This window comes from Halalkalibaculum roseum, assembly GCF_011059145.1.
GTDB classification, from domain to species: Bacteria; Bacteroidota; Rhodothermia; order Balneolales; family Balneolaceae; genus Halalkalibaculum; species Halalkalibaculum roseum.
Genome location: NZ_JAALLT010000001.1, coordinates 336,279 through 353,758 on the forward strand (window position 1 = coordinate 336,279; position 17,480 = coordinate 353,758).

A 17,480-nucleotide genomic window follows, 5' to 3' on the forward strand; every position below is an offset into this window, starting at 1 on the left:
CCGGTAAAATCAATTCAAAAAGATTTTATTGCAGGTCTGAATACCATCCTTGTTTCGCTCAATATTAACGTAGGATCCCTTTACAGTGGTGCCTTCTTCAGAGAGGGCGAGCTCCTGTTCCATGATATTTACAGAAAGCTGCATGATCGCACCCTCATTTAGTTCCGTTTCTTCGGGAAGTAATTCATCGCTGTTGGAATCCATTGCCGCTCTCTTTGAAAAACGGTCTGCCGGATTCACTTTCCAAATGAGCATGCAGCTAAGAAATGCCGCAACACCGGCCAGCGAACCTAATACAATTGTCAGTATGATATCAATCATGATGTGTAACCCATGTCTTTTCCGGGTATGTATTTAAAACGATGCCAACTTTTTTATATCGCTTTAACTGCTCTTCTAACCCAAGCTTAATGTTTGTTTCCTATTTTTTGCTTTCCTGACGCTTTCAAACGCTTCGGAAAGTATCCATTAGTCTTTTGCTGTCAGCTCCTTCAACGAAAGTAGGAAAGGCTTTGTGAGAAGAGGTAACTTTTACTTCTTTCTCGTTGTGTGCTTTTCCAAGTAAAATGTCGAATGATTTCCTTACAGCTTCAGAATAATCTTCTGCCAGACACTCCTTAAATGTATTCATAGCGAATAGGTGTTTGATTTATTTAAAGATCAGTGGTGTGACGACGAAAATCCAGTGCAGTTACCTCAAAACGGCGATTATGAGAAGATCTTAATTATAACAGGCTGCTTGAGAGCTATGAAGGGGGAGTCATGGAATCCGGAAGCTTTTGACCACGTGTTTATTATTTGCTGAAAGGTGACTTAGATATTTGAGACAGGCTAAAGCTGGGTTGCAGCCAGTTCAGGTATCGCAGCCCTGACACCATCGATCACCTGTGCCATGCGATCATAGTCAAGAGTATCGGCAGTATCCAGGGGAGTATGATAGTTGGGATTTCGGTAGAAGGCGGTGTCGGTAATCATGGCAGCGGGGAAACCGTTCCGCCAGTAGTTGATGTGATCGGATAGTGTGACACCCGGCAACAAGCTAGGTGCATTAAGAGATTCGACAGGCAAGGGGGTGGCATGCTGCATGGAGGTCTGTACCACCCGTACGATTTTACGCTGAAACAGTTTTCCAACTACTGCAATGAAATTGCCTTTGGATGGATAAAAGGGGCGCAGTAAGAACAGCGGATATTGCTGGCTGTCGGGTTCATCACTGAAGAATCCGATCATTTCGAGAGCCAGCATGGCCCTTACTTTAATATTTTGTTGTTTCAGAGAATGAGCATGAACATAACTCCCCATATGGTCGGTATAAAAATAGGGTGGTTCTTCTAACGGATAGGAAACCAGCTCGACTTTCATTGAGAGTTCATTCTCCGGCAATAACCGGGAGAGCTCAAGGAGGCCTGCCACCCCGCTTGCATTATCATCGGCTCCGGGGTATGGCCCGGCCACATCATAGTGAGCTCCGATTATGATACGCTCTTTGGTATCAGGTCCAAAGAATGCACGTACATTGCGGACGGAAAAATAATCGGCCTCATACGGTTGATACTCAACGCTCGAGGAATATTTTTGAAACTCATTTCCAATAAATGAGGCAACCTTTTCGAGATTCTCAGGGTTTCCCGCATCTCTGGGTACCATATCCCGGGACAGGACAGAGACCAACTCTTTGAGACGACGGGCATCGGCCTTCATAACTATAATTCTTGATTTATGATTATTCGGACATACTCACTGAAACCCCTCAGGCCTGAATAAAGCAAGATCCGTCTAAAGCTTACTTCAGGTTAGGTGCTTTTTTACTATACTGCAAACGCTTAACATTTTTGGAGTCATTTGTTTACAGGCATGGAACATGAGTTAGAAAAAAAAGATGAAAAAGAGATCTTGCAGTCAGAACTATCGGGTACCCGGTTGCTCCTGCTTTCGGTAATCTCTGCCTCGTTATACCTGCTATTGGCGATTTTGATATACTACTTTATTTATGAAGAGAGCGTCACCAAAGCTTTTGACCATGGAATGTCCATAAATATGCAGGTTTTGACCGGAGTTATTGCAGGTGGCCTTGCTGCGGCAGGTGTGGGATTTGTAATTGTTCGGGAACCTGTAGCCGGGGTATTGAACGATTTCTACATCGTAAAAGCGATCTCCAATATTCGTTTTAATAATTTTGATCGTCTGCAGCTTTCTTTCTTTGCAGGTGCAGGGGAAGAGTTGTTGTTTCGAGGTGCCATACAGCCTCTTCTTGGCATATGGATTACTTCACTGGTATTTGTGGGACTGCACGGTTACTTCAAATTCAAATCAGCCGGACATATTCTGTTCGGAGTAATGATGTTTGCCCTGAGTGTCATGCTGGGTTACCTCTATAGGGAGGCCGGGCTGATAGCTGCCATGACAGCCCATGCCGTATATGACGTAATTATGTTGAAGTGGATGGACGGCAGTGAATTCGCTGAAAGCTCTTCTTAATCCCGGATCAATCCTCTCGGGTAGGCAATGACACTTTCGTGCCCGTTCTCACCTACCGATGAAACACCAAAGAGGTAGTTGTCAATGACGATGCCTTCCAGGGTAAATTCGCTGACATCACCCACAAATTTTGCGTTTTCCCACAATGCTGCTGAAGTGGGTCTCCAGTATACTTTATAACCCTTGATGGAATTGTCTTCAGGCTTGTCCCAGCGCAGGGTGGTAGAAGGTTGCACAGCTCCACCTATCTCAACGTTTCCGGGCTTAGGGGGTGCTTTGGCTATGGAAGCCAGTGCCACTGCATTTACGGCAGTCATTTTCCGGGCATAGTCGAAATCAACACCTTCGATGACATCGCCATATTCTATGCCGTTTTCCACCCTGATATCCTGATGCTGTCGCGTGTAGTTTTCATGAGCCTCCATAATGCGAATCCCAGCAAAACCTGCTTCGTTAAAGGGTCTATGGTGCCCACCTCTTCCAAACCGGTCAAGCCGGTAAATGAGCATGGGATCCATTTCAGGCAGGTAGGTGCGGGTGGTTTCATAGACATAGCGGGCCAGCTGACGGGAGATACCGTCATTTTCGCCACCGTAAAAACGTTTCATCTGCAGCCGGCGCTGACTGGCTTGAGCGGAGTAGGGCTCCGAAAAAATTCTGAATTCCCTGTTGTCAATTACCCCGTCAACACCTTCAATATTTCCTATCATATCATTATTTAGGACACCGATAATATTCCATCCTTCTTCGGTTGCTTTTTCGGCCATAAAGCGTCCCCCGTAGAGCCCCTGTTCTTCTCCGGAGAGGCCTGCGAAGATGATGCTGTTTTCAAATTCATAATTGGATAGCACACGTGCTGCTTCGATGGTGCCTGCCATACCCGATGCATTATCATTGGCTCCGGGAGCATCTATGGTATTGTTCCTGACATCGGAAGCCCGGCTGTCGATGTCCCCGCTCATAATGATATAATGGTTGGGATTTGTTTTCCCTTTTAGAACGGCGTAGACATTTACTACCCAGGTATCTTCGTAGATTCGGCTGTCGGGATCACCTTCTACCAGTGTGCGTTGTTCCCTGACTTCCAGGCATCCGCCGCAGGCCTGACTGATCTTTTCAAATTCACTTTTAATCCAGCGACGGGCGGCTCCGATGCCGCGGGTATTGGAAACGGTATCCGACATGGTGTGTCGGGTGCCGAAACCTGCCAGTGTTCGAATATCGGATTCAATCCGGTCGGCACTGACAGCTTCAATGATATTATACATTTCAGGATCTATGTTTAGATCCTGAGCTTTTGCTGAATAAGAAATTAGAAATATCAGTAGAAGAGAGAAATAGCGATTCATGTTATTTCGAATGATGTAAGTTAAACTGATCGATTTTTGCCCTAAAGAGGTAGAATTCAAAGCATATAAACTAACCAAAGCGTTCTGCTATGTGAATCGATTTGACAATTTATTACGAATAAAATCAGGTGGGTTCGTGACGCGGAACGTCGGGTTTTGCATCCACCTTGGAGCGATGGATGAGTGAGGAAGGTTTGTTCGGCGCTGGGCAATGATAAGGTTTTAAACTCCCTCCGCTGTTCTGCTGCGGAGGGAAGAATCGTAGTAAATGTTAGGTTACTGATAACAGGAAGTCACTGACCCAACAGCAAAAAGATATTAAGTCTCAATTTCTGCTCCTGCTTTCGCGTTTGACGTTTCAAACCCGGTGTCCCATCCCTGCTATACGTCTTTTAACAAATGAAACTGGTAATTTTGTAATATTGAATTTATAATCACGTTCTATCGGAAACTAATTAGTACATTAAATACCGGCTTTTCTACAACGTGTTGCACTCAAGTATTAAAGACTCATCGATTATTACTCTTCTTGTCGTTTCAGTTACATTTCTCTTTTTGCTGATGACCGGATGTAAGGGCACCGAGACTACAACTTCAAATTCTTCATCGGATACGGAATCCACTGCTCCCGCTTCAACAACAGACAAATCAGAGCTGGAGGAATTGTACTTTGCTCGCCTTGACAGCGCAAAAATGTCGTTTACCCAGGCCGACGTGAAATTCATGATTGGAATGATTGCCCATCACGCACAAGCTCTGGTGATGTCGCGCCTGGCCCCGGAAAATGGTGCCAGTGCCAGCGTGCAGCGCCTTGCATCGCGTATTATCAATGCACAAAAAGATGAGATTGCCACCATGCAGCAGTGGCTTAAGGATAGAAACCAACCCGTACCTCAATTTGAGATTGAAGGTTTGAATCTTATGGTTGAGATTTCCGGCGAGCCGTATACCATGTACAAAAAAATGAACGGCGTACTTTCAGATGAGCAGCTGCGTGAATTGGGTGAAGCCAAAGGAAAAGAATTTGACCGCCTTTTTTTAAAATATATGATTGAACATCACTCCGGAGCGGTTCAGATGGTCACCAAACTTTTCGGTACCGATGGTGCCGCACAGGATGAGCAGGCCTTTCGCCTTGCTTCCGATATCCAGGTGGATCAAAGAACGGAGATAGAACGCATGCGTATGATGTTGAATCAGCTATCCGATTAAATTTCTTCTCTATCTGTATTCAGATAATTAAATACTACCTATAAAATCATAACATAACTATGAACTACGATTACAAAAGTAAGAAGCCCGGATCCGGCTATCGCGGTATGGGTATGCGCTATCTCTGGTTGTTATTAACTGTTTTTGTATTTGGCTCCTATGCCTGCGCACCCTCCGGAACTATGGAAGAATCAGCTTCCAACAGTACTGAGACGGGTGTTACGGTAACTCCTCCAAGCAATATTAAACCCATTACCGAAGCCGAGCCCCCGAGCCCAGATCCACGTGTTGGATTAAAAGCAGGTGTGTTCGATGCCGAAGATGCGATTTGGAATCTTGAAATGGTTTCTCAAACACCCCCGCCCGAGGATTTTATCGGGGTTACGAACTCCGATCTTGCTTTTAAAGATAACTATGCCATTCAGGGTAACTACAACGGATTTATGGTTTGGGATATTTCCAATCCTGCTTCCCCTGAACTGGTGGTAGATTTTCTATGTCCGGCTTCACAGAGTGATGTGTCGGTATACGGAGACCTGCTTTTTGTTTCCGGTGAGGGTCTGGGCGGACGCCTGGATTGCGGTACCCAAGGGGTTGATAAAACCGTCAGCGATGAACGATTACGAGGAATTCGCATATTTGATATCAGTGACATAAAGGAACCCAAATATGTATCAAACGTTCAAACCTGCCGGGGTTCACACACACACTCGGTTCTGGATGATCCCGAGGATGATGAGAATGTATACGTTTATGTTTCCGGTTCCGCTCCGGTACGACCCGAAGAAGAGCTTCCCGGATGCAGCAGTGCCATGCCGGATGAAGACCCGAATTCAGCACTATTCCGAATTGAAGTCATAAAAGTACCTCTGGCCAATCCGGAACAGGCGGAAATTGTAAATTCACCTCGAATTTTTGAAAACCTCACGGAGGCTCCGCGCCATGGCATGTCACCTGCTGATATCGCCAAACTGAAGAAGGCGGAAGAGGAAGGTGCTTTCATCGCCGAATTCTGGGGACGTAAGCGAGTTATTTCTGACCGTTTTATCAAGCCGATGCTACAGCAGATGGTGGAAGAACGAGGGGGAACCGGTGAACCTACGGCAGCCGACAGCGCCAAGCTGCGTAAGGAGTTGCCACAAATGCTTGCCGAGCGATTCGGAGGCGACGATGATGATGAGCCGGAAGAGAACAGAGGTCCCAATCAATGTCATGATATCACACTCTATCCTGCGATAGGGTTGGCAGGCGGTGCCTGTGAAGGATACGGACTGTTGTTGGATATCGAAGATCCAGCTAATCCAAAGCGTGTGGATGCTGTGGCCGATTCAAATTTTGCCTACTGGCACTCAGCTACCTTTAACAACGAAGGCGATAAGGTGCTGTTTACTGATGAATGGGGCGGCGGCGGCCAGCCGAAGTGCAGGGAAGATGACCCGATGGAATGGGGAGCGAATGCCATCTTCACCATCAGTGAGAACAATGAGATGAACTTCCAGAGTTATTACAAGATGCCTGCGCCGCAAACCGCCCAGGAAAATTGTGTCGCCCATAACGGATCACTTATCCCAATTCCCGATCGTGATGTAATGGTGCAATCGTGGTACCAGGGAGGTATCTCCATCTTTGACTGGACTAATCCCGAGAACCCCGTTGAAATTGCTTTTCATGATCGCGGGCCGGTTGATTCCACCCGCATGCGAATGGGAGGAAGCTGGTCGGTTTACTGGTATAACGGAGCTATTGTAAACTCAGAAATAGCTCGTGGCTTAGACATCTTCAAGCTGAAGCCAAGCCCATACCTTACTGAAAATGAGATTGAAGCAGCCAATACGGTAACCTTCGATCAGCTTAACCCGCAGGGGCAGCCTAAGTTCGAATGGCCTGCTACCTTTGCACTTGCCCGAGCGTATGTTGACCAGTTAGAGAGAGGCCAGGGACTTTCCGAAGAGCGCATCTCTTCGACCCGCATGGTCCTTGCACGGGCGGAGCAGGCTTCCGGCACGCAACGCAGTACGCTGCTCAACACGCTGGCTGAAGATATGGAAGATGAAGCTTCGAGCTCCGATCATTCGGAAAAAATCGGCAAGCTGGCCGATACCGTACGAAGTCTGGCTTCTGATTAAAAGCCATCTTTTATTAGGATAATATATTATTCAGTCATTCAAATCCGCGAAGTTCTCACAACTTCGCGGATTTTTTTATAACTGCCCTAATATTAAATTTTTAGTCCCTATTGTTGCAGATTTAAAATAGTGATAATATTTACTGTTCCGTGTTGCGGAAGCGTGGGCAAGTCCGATGACTTGCAGGTTCTAATGTCGGATAGATGAAAACAAAATCCGGCCATAAGTTCGGGCCATTAAGAAAAGTTTATCTGTTTATAATTTTAGCTGCGGGTATACTACTTTTCACGGGGTGCAAAGACAACGTTTCTAACCCTGATCCTCAAGGTAGTGATGTCGTTCGTGTAGAAATCCTAACCGGAAAAACGGAGCTCTGGATTGAAGATACACTACAAGTGCGAGCCAGACTCTATACAGAGTCAGGAGACAGTGTAACCGGCCGCACCATCGGTTGGTACACCGATAAACCCGAGATCCTAGAAGTCACTTCTCAAGGAATATTACGAGCTCTAAACAGCGGTGAGGCTAAGGTTACAGCTACCTATCAAAACCTATCCTCAAGTATTACTATCGAAGTCTACCGCTACGATTTGCTATTTGAAAGTGTATCAGGTGAGAGCAATCAGCCTTCTATTTACCGCTTAGCCTTGAATGACGAATCTGCCGTCCCGGTTCAGCTGCTGGGTCTGGAACCCTTTTCCTACGAACCGGCCATGTCTAGTGACGGCACCCGTATGGTTTATTCAGTATTTGACAGTGAGACGTATAATGTGGATCTGTACCTCTATAATTTTCAGGAGGAGACCGGTACCCGGCTCACTTTTTCACCGGAAATCGATGATATGGCAAGCTGGAGTCCCGATCATACACAACTTGTATTCCGCAGAGAACTTAGCAGGGGAGGTGATATCATGATCTACCGGTTTGAGGATCAGTCCGTTACAAACCTGACGGATTTTCCGGATGTATATATTGAAGATCGGCAACCGGCCTGGTCACCGGACGGGTCACAAATAGTGTACAGTAGCAACGAAAGCGGTCGCATGAATATTTATCTCATAAAGCCGGATGGAAGCGATAAACGGCAACTACGTTTTACGGAAATGTATGATACCGAAGCTGCCTGGTCACCAGACGGTAAAATAATCATCTATAGAACCAACTATGCGGGAGGTTTTGATTTTACGCTCTATCACACAGAAACAGAAGTCTTCGAAAGACTAGAGATTCAGGGTTATGAATTTATGCCTGTGTGGAGCCCCGATGGCCGATGGATTGCCTTTGTGTGGCGTGCCGAATTGCAAGACCGGCCTGAAATTTATCTTATGCGTCCGGATGGAACCGAGATGAGACGCATTACCAAAGAAGGGTGGAATGGAGGTCAAAATCCGGCCTTTCTACGTGTCAAATAACCCAACTATATCTTGCATGGTTTACACCGATGAAAAATTATTTGAAACCGAATCTGAAAATACAATTGTTATCGTGCCTGATTTTTTCAGCGCTCATGCTTGCCGGCGGATCGGTGCATGCCCAAAATGCTTATCAATTAAAAAAGGATCACTTCTATAAAACATTTAAGAAAAAGCTACCCGGTGAGGAATCCCGCGTACTTCATTTCCCGGTGATGTTGGATGAGAAGATGAGAACCGAATTTTTCTATGAGGGACGAGAGGAGATCTTTGAGCCGTTGCGGGACAGTCTGAATATTTTTTTGGATCGCCTGGAATGGACAACAGCTTCCGGGGCAAGTGTTGCTCACAAAGGCGCTCCCTATCTTTTTGTGGGGAGTTCCGAAGCGGAAACGGCTCCTCCCGCAACGATGATGATGAGAAATGAAGAGGATATCTATCCGCCGATGGCTCTGTACCTGGAAAAACCTTCGAAGCAATGGAGGAATTCTATGAGGCAGTTGATGGCTGATAACGGGTCTGATTATGCCTTGCTGCTATGGGTCGGTCTTACGGAATACCCCAAAACCAACAAAGGAGTATTCAAGAAAAAGGTTGTTTTAGGAACCGACTACGAACACGAAATTAGGTTTCTATCTGCAGTCGATAAACCGGTGGAAGTTCTTCAGCTGACAGGTATACTGCTCGACAGAGATGGAGAGGTGGTGAGAGCGGGTGCAGAAGGTTTCCTGCACGAAGATTCACCGTTTTGGCTCCAGGTATTAAATGCAGGATCCACAATTGATGATAAAAGCATACGTACTCTTTTCACGGAGCAAGTCAGGGAAGATTTACCCGGACATCCCCCGGCATGGAAAGTGGCTGCTATCAATCTGCTGGAACAATTGACCCAGCGCTCAAGATACCAGTGAAAAGAGGCAACCTGCCGTGAGATCAATCTCTGTATCTGATAGCTATTACAGACTGATGCGATTATTGCCTGAGGGTATAAATCCTTTTACCCTGGAATTTTCCTCTCCCGGAACCGAAAAGCGTTTTAGGATCGATTACACAAACCGTTCCCTGCCTATTGTTCGAATAGCCATGATGGTAGGAGCTTTGCAGTATCTCTTGTTTTTTATTCTGGATTTGATGATTGAGCAGTTACCTGAGAGCGTCGGGATTGTTGACCTGTTAATCATCCGAACGGTTGTTTTCATGGTGATTGTGGCAATAACGGTTCTCAGTTTTCAGGACTTTTTTAAAAGATATTTTCAGTTTTTTGTGAGTCTTGTACCGATAACAGCAGGTATTGGAGTCGTGATAATGATCATGCTGGTGCAAAACAGCAGCGGTTACGATGAGTACTATGTCGGGGTTATGATCATCTTCTTCTATATACATGTACTGCTGCGTATGAGATTCATCTATGCCACCCTGGTCGGATGGTTTTTGATTTTGATGTATTTCCTTGCGCTTGATTTTAGTACTACTCCTCAGGGCCTGCTGCTGAACAGCACTTTCTTTCTTATCAGTACCCAGCTTTGCGGTATGTTTGCCAGCTATTCTCTGGAATATTACGCCCGTCTTGTTTTTGTACAAAGCAGAGATCTGGAAGAGCGTAGGAAGCAGGTTAAGGTACAGTATGATTTTAAGGCGAATGAACTCAATAACCTTCGGGAGATCCAGCGTTCTTTATTGCCAAGTACTCCTCCCTGCTTCCCGGGATTCGAAATAGCAGCTTCATTAAAAACGACAACAGAGGTAGGCGGTGATTTTTATGATTTCTTTCTGAATAAATCAGGATCTCTCACATTTTCTATAGGGGATGCTACCGGTCATGGGGCCAAAGCGGGAGTAATGGTAACAGCGATAAAGGTGCTATTTGTGAGTATGGCAAATACAAAGAGTCTTACTTCATTTGTTTCCCAAGCTTCAAAAATCATTGCAAAAACAGGGTTGAAGAAGCTCTATATGTCACTAGCTGTAGGGCGTTTGAGTGTCAACAAGCTGGATGTGGTGGGAGCCGGCATGCCTCCGGCATTGCTTTGGCGGGCATCTGAAAAAGTGATTGAGAAAATCAGTTTGAACGGTATGCCATTGGGATCACCTGCAGAATATCGGTATCACTTAACATCCGTTGAGCTACTACCGGGAGATGTTCTTTTTTTCATGAGCGACGGGCTGCCTGAATTATTTAATGAGCAAAGAGAGATGTACGGCTATGAAAGCCCTCTACACTTGCTAAAACAATATGCCGGTCTAAGTGCAGCATCAATACTTGCAGCCGTAGAAAGAGAGATTCTGAATTTTAAAGGTGACGAACAGTTACATGATGATATTTCACTCATTGTCATAAAAAAATTAATGCCGGCATCTAACTAATTTATTCCTATGTCGTATAAGCTTTATAGTTAAAGTAAAAGAGTAAAGGGATCACTTCTAAAGATGAAAAACAGTGTTTCATACCGGGTTTCAAGAGCAAATGTATCGGGTTTATGTGTACTGATTGCAGGACTTTTTCTATGCTTGCCGTTCAGGAGTCACAGTCAGCAGAGTGTAAGCGACAGTACGGATTATAGCAATGCGAATATTGTACTCCCTGCTATCAGCTCAAGTCCGGAGACCAGTCTGTTATTCGGCGGCGTAGCTATTCGTCAGTTTAAGCCGGGTGAAAGTCAGGATGATACCCGTTCATCCATGCTCATGTTTTCGGCAATTTATACGCTTAAAAATCAGGTCTCAATAGGATTGCAACCTTCGGTTTACCTGCCGGGTGAAAGCTGGCTGGTTGAAGGAATGTATAGCTTTACGTTTTTCCCGGATAGCTTCTGGGGAATAGGTCGCAATACCCTTGAAGAGGATGAAATGAAAGTAATTTCAAGGCAACTATTTCTGCAGCAAGGGGTGCTTAAGAAAGTTTACAACCATCTTTTTATGGGACCTCAATTCCGCTGGACCAGTACCTATGACATACGCTTTGAGGATATGGAAGGGGACATCATAGCAAATCCTTCAGTTACAGGAGCTGAAGGGTATCGAGGCCTTGGCATGGGTGTAATGCTGCGCCTGGATGATAGAAACAGGAGCACCACACCAACTTCTGGAGGCTTGTACCAGATCTCCCTATTGCATAATCCTTCATTTATTAGTTCGGGAGCTACATACACTTCGTATCTGGCCGACGGAAGAAGATACATCGACGTGTCAGGCAACGGACGCTCGGTGTTGGGTTTTCATGGTGTGATGCAGTCTCGAACAGGCAGCCCGCCCTTTATGGATATGGCAGCATTGGGAGGAGAGTCAATCATGAGAGGTTACTATGCAGGAAGATATAGAGATAACCATGCAGCGCAGTTTCAAACAGAGTTCAGACAGCATGTTATAGGCCGGTTCGGATTTACGCTATTTGCTGCAGCCGGCCAGGTCTGGCACTCATTTGATGATATGAACCTCGATCGAACCCTTTGGAGCGGTGGCGGAGGTTTGCGATTTAACTTAAACAAAAAGGATCCGATCAACATCAGGATGGATATGGCATTTGGGAGAAATATATCCGGGTTTTATTTCACCCTGGGAGAGGCTTTCTAGCAATCGTTGGTATCCTGCCTAAAACAACCAGTTACGTAAACAGATCTAGCTATGCAGTTAGAGAGAACAGGCAATGAAAAAGTTTACATTAGTTTCACTGGCAATAGCAAGCCTATTGCTTATTTCCTGCAAATCCCCAACAGGAGATGAAGGAACCGAGAAATTCCGGCTCAATATATCGGTTGAACCGCTGGAAGCCGGAGCGGTAAGTCCGGTACAAGGGGAGTACGATAAGGGGGAAAAGGTTCAATTGATTGCAACTCCGAATGAGCACTGGGTATTTTTGCAATGGGGTGGTGATCATACAGGTACTATCAGTACAACCACTATCACCATGGATAAAGATAAGACCATTACGGCCCTGTTCAATGCCAGGGAATATCCTCTGAATATTTCTATTGAGGGACAGGGTTCGGTTGGAGAACGGGTAGTGCAGCAAAAAAATGATGGATACGAAGCCGGTACACTGGTGGAATTGACCGCCGTGGCCGATGAAGGATGGCTGTTCCAGGAATGGCAGGGAGCTTTGACCGGAACAGAAAATCCCGCCACCATCACCATCAACGCTGAAACTATAGTGACGGCAATCTTTGCCAGGAAAAACTACGGCCTGACGGTTTCGGTAGAAGGAGAGGGCACGGTCTCTGAAGAAGTGATACCGGCAAAAACAACCGATTATCCCTACCAGACTACGGTACAGCTGACCGCAAATCCTGCCGAGGGCTGGGAATTTTCACACTGGTCAGGAGATGTGACGGGCGAAACCAATCCGGTTCAGATTACTATTGAAGGTGATTCGGAAGTGACGGCTGTATTTATAAAAAGGTATTTTACCGTAACCATTTCATACTCGGGTGCCGGGAGTACCTTTATTGATCTTATCACGGGCAATCGCTCGGGTGATCAATATGAATATGGCTCCGTTATCAGTATCAGGGTTCAACCTTATGACAACTGGGAGTTTATTCGCTGGGAAGGCGACCTCTCCGGCACCGAGAACCCTATGGAGGTTACGGTGACCGGTAATATTACGGCCACTGCCGTTATGAAACAGACACTTTTTGATGGGGAAGGAACCATAAGTAATCCCTACCTGATAACAACTTTGGATCAACTTCAGGCTGTCAGTAGTTTCATCGACAAACACTTTCGTCAAGTGAATAACATCGATGCTTCTGAAACCGAATACTGGAATGAGGGTCGAGGATTCCAGCCTATAGCGTTCATAGGAATCGGTAGTTTTACCGGATCTTATGATGGCGGCGGATTTACTATTAGCGGGCTAACGGTTGATCTAAGCGGTGGCATTTATTTAGAAAATACCACTGCCGGGCTATTTGGCAGAATACAAAATGCGCAAATTAAAGATCTGACACTGACGAATATTAACATAACATCGGTACCCGGAGTCCCTGTAGGTGGGCTGGCGGGTTGGGCTACCTCGGGAAGTACAATTCAAAATGTCCATGTCACCGGACAAATAACCGGCAATGATAATATTGGCGGGTTGGTGGGTATAGCCGAAACGGTACTCATCAGCGGATCTAGTACGGATGTTGCTGTTAATGGTAATAACAGTGTGGGCGGACTGGTCGGTTATTCAGGATTAGCCTGGATTTATAACTCCCAGGCAATGGGAAGTGTTACCGGTATTCAGAGCGTGGGTGGATTGATCGGGAATCGCCAGGTTGGAGAAATGATCAGCTATTCATCAGCAAAAGGGGATGTTTCCGGTGCCGTCAACGTGGGCGGTCTGATCGGCAGCAGCTTTAATACGGTAGGGCCTGTTTTGGTTTCATATGCTACGGGTAATGTAACCGGTGAGCAGAATGTCGGAGGATTGATCGGTATCTATAACGGATCGGGTCTTATCAATCAGGGTTATGCAAGCGGTTCGGTAACTTCCACAAATAACGGTTCCTTTGCCGGCGGTCTAATCGGCAGATTGCTTTCCGGTGAATTGAGCAAATCATATGCGCTGGGAGATGTTTCCGGTTATTCCGGTGTAGGCGGTGCCATTGGTCGCAATGATACCGATGGATCGGTTACCGAGACCTATGCGGCAGGACGGGTTACAGCAACGCAATTCTATGGCGGATTGATGGGAGTAAACCAGGGCGTACTGAATGCCAGTTACTGGGATACGGAAACCTCCGGCCAGGCCGGCCCCGTTTGGGATCCCTACCAAGGGGTAAATAATGCCACCGGACTGACGACATCAGAAATGACCGGAACCAATGCGCAATTGAATATGTCGGAATTTGACTGGCTGACTACCTGGAAAACAGGAACCGGCTATCCGGTATTTAAAACTACAACTCCTAAAGCAGTTACGTATTCCAAACGCTGAGAGTAGTAGTAAGCAGTTCTTAATTCAGGCCCGGCAGCCATTATTTATGGTGCCGGGCTTTTTATCAAGTTGGCCTTTGTAAGGATGATTACTCAGGGAATTGGTCTATCCTGTTAAAGGTCATTACCATGTTTTTATTGGAATCTGAAATGCCGCTGAGTACCAATTCATTTTCAGATACAACAACCCGCCAGCTTTGGGGTTCTTTTCCCCGGGTGTGACTCAAGAGAGTGATCTCAGGACGGTGACCATTAATATGCCAATAACCGCTCATGTTTTCACCCTTCGGGTTACGTCCCTGGTAAATCCGGTCCCATCGAATAAACAGGTAGTAGAGGCCATTCGGATCAAAGGCGGAGGTAATATCCTCTCCGCTTTCGGTAATAGCAGATAAGTCCCAGAGACCCTTAATCTGATCTGCAGTGGACATCGGTAACTGTTCAATTTGTTGCAGCTCAACTGTCACTTCCGCTCCTTCTTCCATCCGTTTCCAGATCATGGATTCGTTCTGAAAACTTACGGTAAATGGACCGAATTCGTCCGTGATGCCATTGGTTTCTTCCGGCGAAAATGTATGTGATGCTGCGTCATAGGTCCAGGTTCCGACCGCATTTTGCAGCCACCCATTCCCCGTTTGATAGGTACCGTCTGTATTTATTTTAGTCCATTTGGCCACGGGGGTCATCGTCTGTCCCTGCATGGAGACCTTAGTAACTTCCCAAAACCCTGTGATTTCCTGGGCCCGGGACTGGGTTAGGGTAAAGATGAAAATGATGCCAGTAATAATGAGAAGTCTGCTAGTCATTGTGAGTTTCCTCTAATATCGTTGTTATGTCTTGTGCCATTTTAAGTTCATCGGTCTGATTGCCGGAATTGGAGAGTATTGAAATTATCCACTCACCATTGTTCAGGTTTACGAGTATGGACTTGTAGCCTCCGGTAGATCCCCCGTGAATGATATAGGGTTTAGCGGTTGGTAGCTTTCCCATTTCGTAATTTGTATTATCCTCATGAATCACCCAGCCGTAACCGTAGGAAACCCTGTTACTGATATCCTGAAGGTGATTGGTTTTCATTAACCGCAGTGATTCTTTCCTTAAAAACGTAGTATCGTCCATAGCCAGTGCCCACCGATATAGATCCCGGGATGTGGAAAATATGCGCCGACCAAGGCTCAAATCTATATAGTCATTGCGCAGCCACTCTCCGTCTTTCAAAGTGTACCCTTCTGCTACCTCTTGATGCACCTTGCGTCGGGATGTCTCGGAATAGGTATTGGACAGGTTTAATGGCCGGGAAATTTTTTCCTGTAGCAGGGAATTAAATTCACTTTCGTAGATATCTTCAAGAATAATTGCCAGCAGGTGATAGGAAAAATTGCTGTAATAAAACTTCTCTCCGGGCTCATCTGCCGGTTTTAGATTACTGATAAAATCAACATACTCTGCATTGTTGAAATGCATTCTTTTTAACCTTAGAAACTCATTGGCTGACAGTTCAGGTTCAACAGAATCATAGTCCGGCAAACCTGAGGTATGTGAGAGCATCTGATGGATGGTGATGTCCTTATGGTATTGGCCCGAGTAGGTATAGCCGGAGAGTAAGTCCGTCAGGTTGTCCTGCAATGATACCTTCTCTTCCTCCACAGCAAGCAATATAAGGGCCACAATGAATGATTTGTTAATGGAAGCAATATCAAAATGATAATCCGGTTGCATGGGAATATCCCAACTACGATCCGCTATTCCGGTTGCCTTGGAAAACAGCGTGGTTTCTCCAGAGCTTACGGTCACCGTACCGCTAAAAAAATTGTCTTTCTGTTCTTTCTGTATATAGGTATCGATCCGGGTTGTGATATTGGCCGCCGGATTTTTGTCATCCTCATTGGTGCAGGATACCAGGTAGAGTATAAAAAGCAGGATCGGTAAAGTCGTTCTCATGTTTTGCATTTCATTAAATTTCCGACCCAAGAAAAGAAAAGCGCCTGCTCGATCCAATAGCAGGGAGAGAAAAAGGGATGAAAATTAACTATCAGGGATGAATTGACTCAATCCAGGAGTGTTGAAAATTCAGAGAAGTACTTACCGGAAACCGGTATTTCAATTTGATGGCCCAGGTTCAGTTTCATGCTTTTTCCCGAATGATGGATCTGCCTGATATTTTGGGGATTGACAAGGTAGCTGCGATGGCACTTCTTCAAATAGGGATTTTCACGGAATGCGGATTGAATATTTTTCAGGGTATTACGCTGTAACTGATGTTCGACCTTACCTGATAATAAATAATAGATGTCAATATAATTATCCTCGGAGGTGATATAGAGAAAGTTTTCAGGATGGACCGCCAGTCTATCTTTTTTATTCTCCGATTCAAATACCAGCATGGATTCGGAAAATGTGGCCCTCTTTGCCTGCCCTGCTGCCAGGTAACTGACCGCTATCGGGAATATCATCACGATGGTATACTCTCCCAGTAGCAGACTAAAGCTGGCCCACGTAAATTCAGTCCAGTTCCAAAAAAAGTTAAATAGAAGAAAAGTGAGGCAGGCTCCTTTGAATATCTCCCAGCTATGCCATGCAATCAATTGAAGTACCGAGTCCGGTCGAAACATTTTTTTCGTGTACATTTCATTGATATAAAAGCTGAGCGAAGTTAAAGCTCCGAATGATAGTGCTCTGAAAAGCAGGCTGTGTCCTGATAATGATAGTCCCTGTTGAATATTGAAACCCTCATACAAGTAGAGTACTACAAATAGAAAGAAGCCGGTGGATAGGGTGAGGAGATACTCCAGCTTATACTTTAATAAATATGTTCCGGGATTCTTCAACTGCCGTGATGATAAATTAACCATTGCTAGTGTTAGCGAACCGAAAAATTATCAAAAAAGCGGATTAAATGTCGGAATGACTTATGGACTCAATTGCATGCTATACAAGGTAGGGTGCCGGTTTACTAGCGAGAGTTTTAAATGGCTTGAAATAGA

Annotated in this window: 15 protein-coding genes; 8 read left to right on the top strand and 7 right to left on the bottom strand. The window is 45.5% G+C overall.

What is annotated here, in order from left to right; all coding sequences use genetic code 11:
• Positions 1-9: 9 nt before the first annotated feature.
• The 3 genes from G3570_RS01365 to G3570_RS01375 form a co-directional block, all read right to left on the bottom strand.
• Positions 10-321 carry a hypothetical protein gene (locus G3570_RS01365; protein ID WP_165138420.1) on the bottom strand — a complete coding sequence of 104 codons (312 nt, stop codon included), beginning with the start codon at positions 319-321 and terminating at the stop codon, positions 10-12.
• A 124-nt stretch (positions 322-445) separates the two neighbouring features.
• Positions 446-631 (bottom strand): hypothetical protein, encoded by a 186-nt coding sequence (locus G3570_RS01370; RefSeq protein ID WP_165138422.1) that lies wholly within the window; start codon positions 629-631, stop codon positions 446-448.
• A gap of 200 nt (positions 632-831) precedes the next feature.
• Positions 832-1,701 (bottom strand): M28 family peptidase, encoded by an 870-nt coding sequence (locus G3570_RS01375; RefSeq protein ID WP_165138424.1) that lies wholly within the window; start codon positions 1,699-1,701, stop codon positions 832-834.
• Positions 1,702-1,854: 153 nt separating this feature from the next.
• Here G3570_RS01375 and G3570_RS01380 point away from each other — a divergent pair, with 153 nt between their 5' ends.
• Positions 1,855-2,478 (top strand): CPBP family intramembrane glutamic endopeptidase, encoded by a 624-nt coding sequence (locus tag G3570_RS01380; protein ID WP_165138426.1) that lies wholly within the window; start codon positions 1,855-1,857, stop codon positions 2,476-2,478.
• Here G3570_RS01380 and G3570_RS01385 read toward each other — a convergent pair.
• A complete protein-coding gene (locus G3570_RS01385; RefSeq protein WP_165138428.1) occupies positions 2,475-3,827 on the bottom strand; it encodes a M28 family metallopeptidase in 1,353 nt (450 codons plus the stop codon). The two genes, G3570_RS01380 and G3570_RS01385, sit on opposite strands and share 4 nt — an antisense overlap.
• Before the next feature lie 561 nt (positions 3,828-4,388).
• On the opposite strand from G3570_RS01385, the gene G3570_RS01390 reads away from it, so the two are divergent.
• From G3570_RS01390 to G3570_RS01420, 7 genes are all read left to right on the top strand, one after another.
• Positions 4,389-5,039, top strand: a complete 651-nt coding sequence (locus tag G3570_RS01390) for a DUF305 domain-containing protein (RefSeq protein ID WP_165138430.1) — start codon at positions 4,389-4,391, stop codon at positions 5,037-5,039.
• Positions 5,040-5,098: 59 nt separating this feature from the next.
• Positions 5,099-7,165 (top strand): LVIVD repeat-containing protein, encoded by a 2,067-nt coding sequence (locus G3570_RS01395; protein ID WP_249066564.1) that lies wholly within the window; start codon positions 5,099-5,101, stop codon positions 7,163-7,165.
• Positions 7,166-7,368: 203 nt separating this feature from the next.
• The gene (locus G3570_RS01400) at positions 7,369-8,577 is read left to right on the top strand and encodes a PD40 domain-containing protein (RefSeq protein WP_165138432.1); all 1,209 of its coding nucleotides are present in this window, start codon (positions 7,369-7,371) and stop codon (positions 8,575-8,577) included.
• 29 nt (positions 8,578-8,606) lie between these two features.
• Positions 8,607-9,488, top strand: coding sequence for a hypothetical protein (locus tag G3570_RS01405; RefSeq protein WP_165138434.1), 882 nt, complete (start codon positions 8,607-8,609; stop codon positions 9,486-9,488).
• Between the two features lie 55 nt (positions 9,489-9,543).
• Positions 9,544-10,941 carry a PP2C family protein-serine/threonine phosphatase gene (locus G3570_RS01410; RefSeq protein ID WP_165138436.1) on the top strand — a complete coding sequence of 466 codons (1,398 nt, stop codon included), beginning with the start codon at positions 9,544-9,546 and terminating at the stop codon, positions 10,939-10,941.
• A 63-nt stretch (positions 10,942-11,004) separates the two neighbouring features.
• Entirely contained in the window at positions 11,005-12,147 is a 1,143-nt protein-coding gene (locus G3570_RS01415; RefSeq protein WP_165138438.1) for a BamA/TamA family outer membrane protein, read from the top strand.
• Positions 12,148-12,220: 73 nt separating this feature from the next.
• The gene (locus G3570_RS01420) at positions 12,221-14,497 is read left to right on the top strand and encodes an InlB B-repeat-containing protein (RefSeq protein WP_165138440.1); all 2,277 of its coding nucleotides are present in this window, start codon (positions 12,221-12,223) and stop codon (positions 14,495-14,497) included.
• Positions 14,498-14,585: 88 nt separating this feature from the next.
• Here G3570_RS01420 and G3570_RS01425 read toward each other — a convergent pair whose 3' ends face one another.
• The 3 genes from G3570_RS01425 to G3570_RS01435 all read right to left on the bottom strand — a co-directional run bounded on the left by G3570_RS01425 (position 14,586) and on the right by G3570_RS01435 (position 17,348).
• The gene (locus G3570_RS01425) at positions 14,586-15,302 is read right to left on the bottom strand and encodes a hypothetical protein (protein WP_165138442.1); all 717 of its coding nucleotides are present in this window, start codon (positions 15,300-15,302) and stop codon (positions 14,586-14,588) included.
• Positions 15,295-16,437 (bottom strand): serine hydrolase domain-containing protein, encoded by a 1,143-nt coding sequence (locus tag G3570_RS01430; protein WP_165138444.1) that lies wholly within the window; start codon positions 16,435-16,437, stop codon positions 15,295-15,297. Before G3570_RS01430 ends, G3570_RS01425 begins: the two co-directional genes overlap by 8 nt.
• A 107-nt stretch (positions 16,438-16,544) precedes the next feature.
• Positions 16,545-17,348 carry a LytTR family DNA-binding domain-containing protein gene (locus tag G3570_RS01435; protein WP_165138446.1) on the bottom strand — a complete coding sequence of 268 codons (804 nt, stop codon included), beginning with the start codon at positions 17,346-17,348 and terminating at the stop codon, positions 16,545-16,547.
• Between the last annotated feature and the right edge of the window lie 132 nt (positions 17,349-17,480).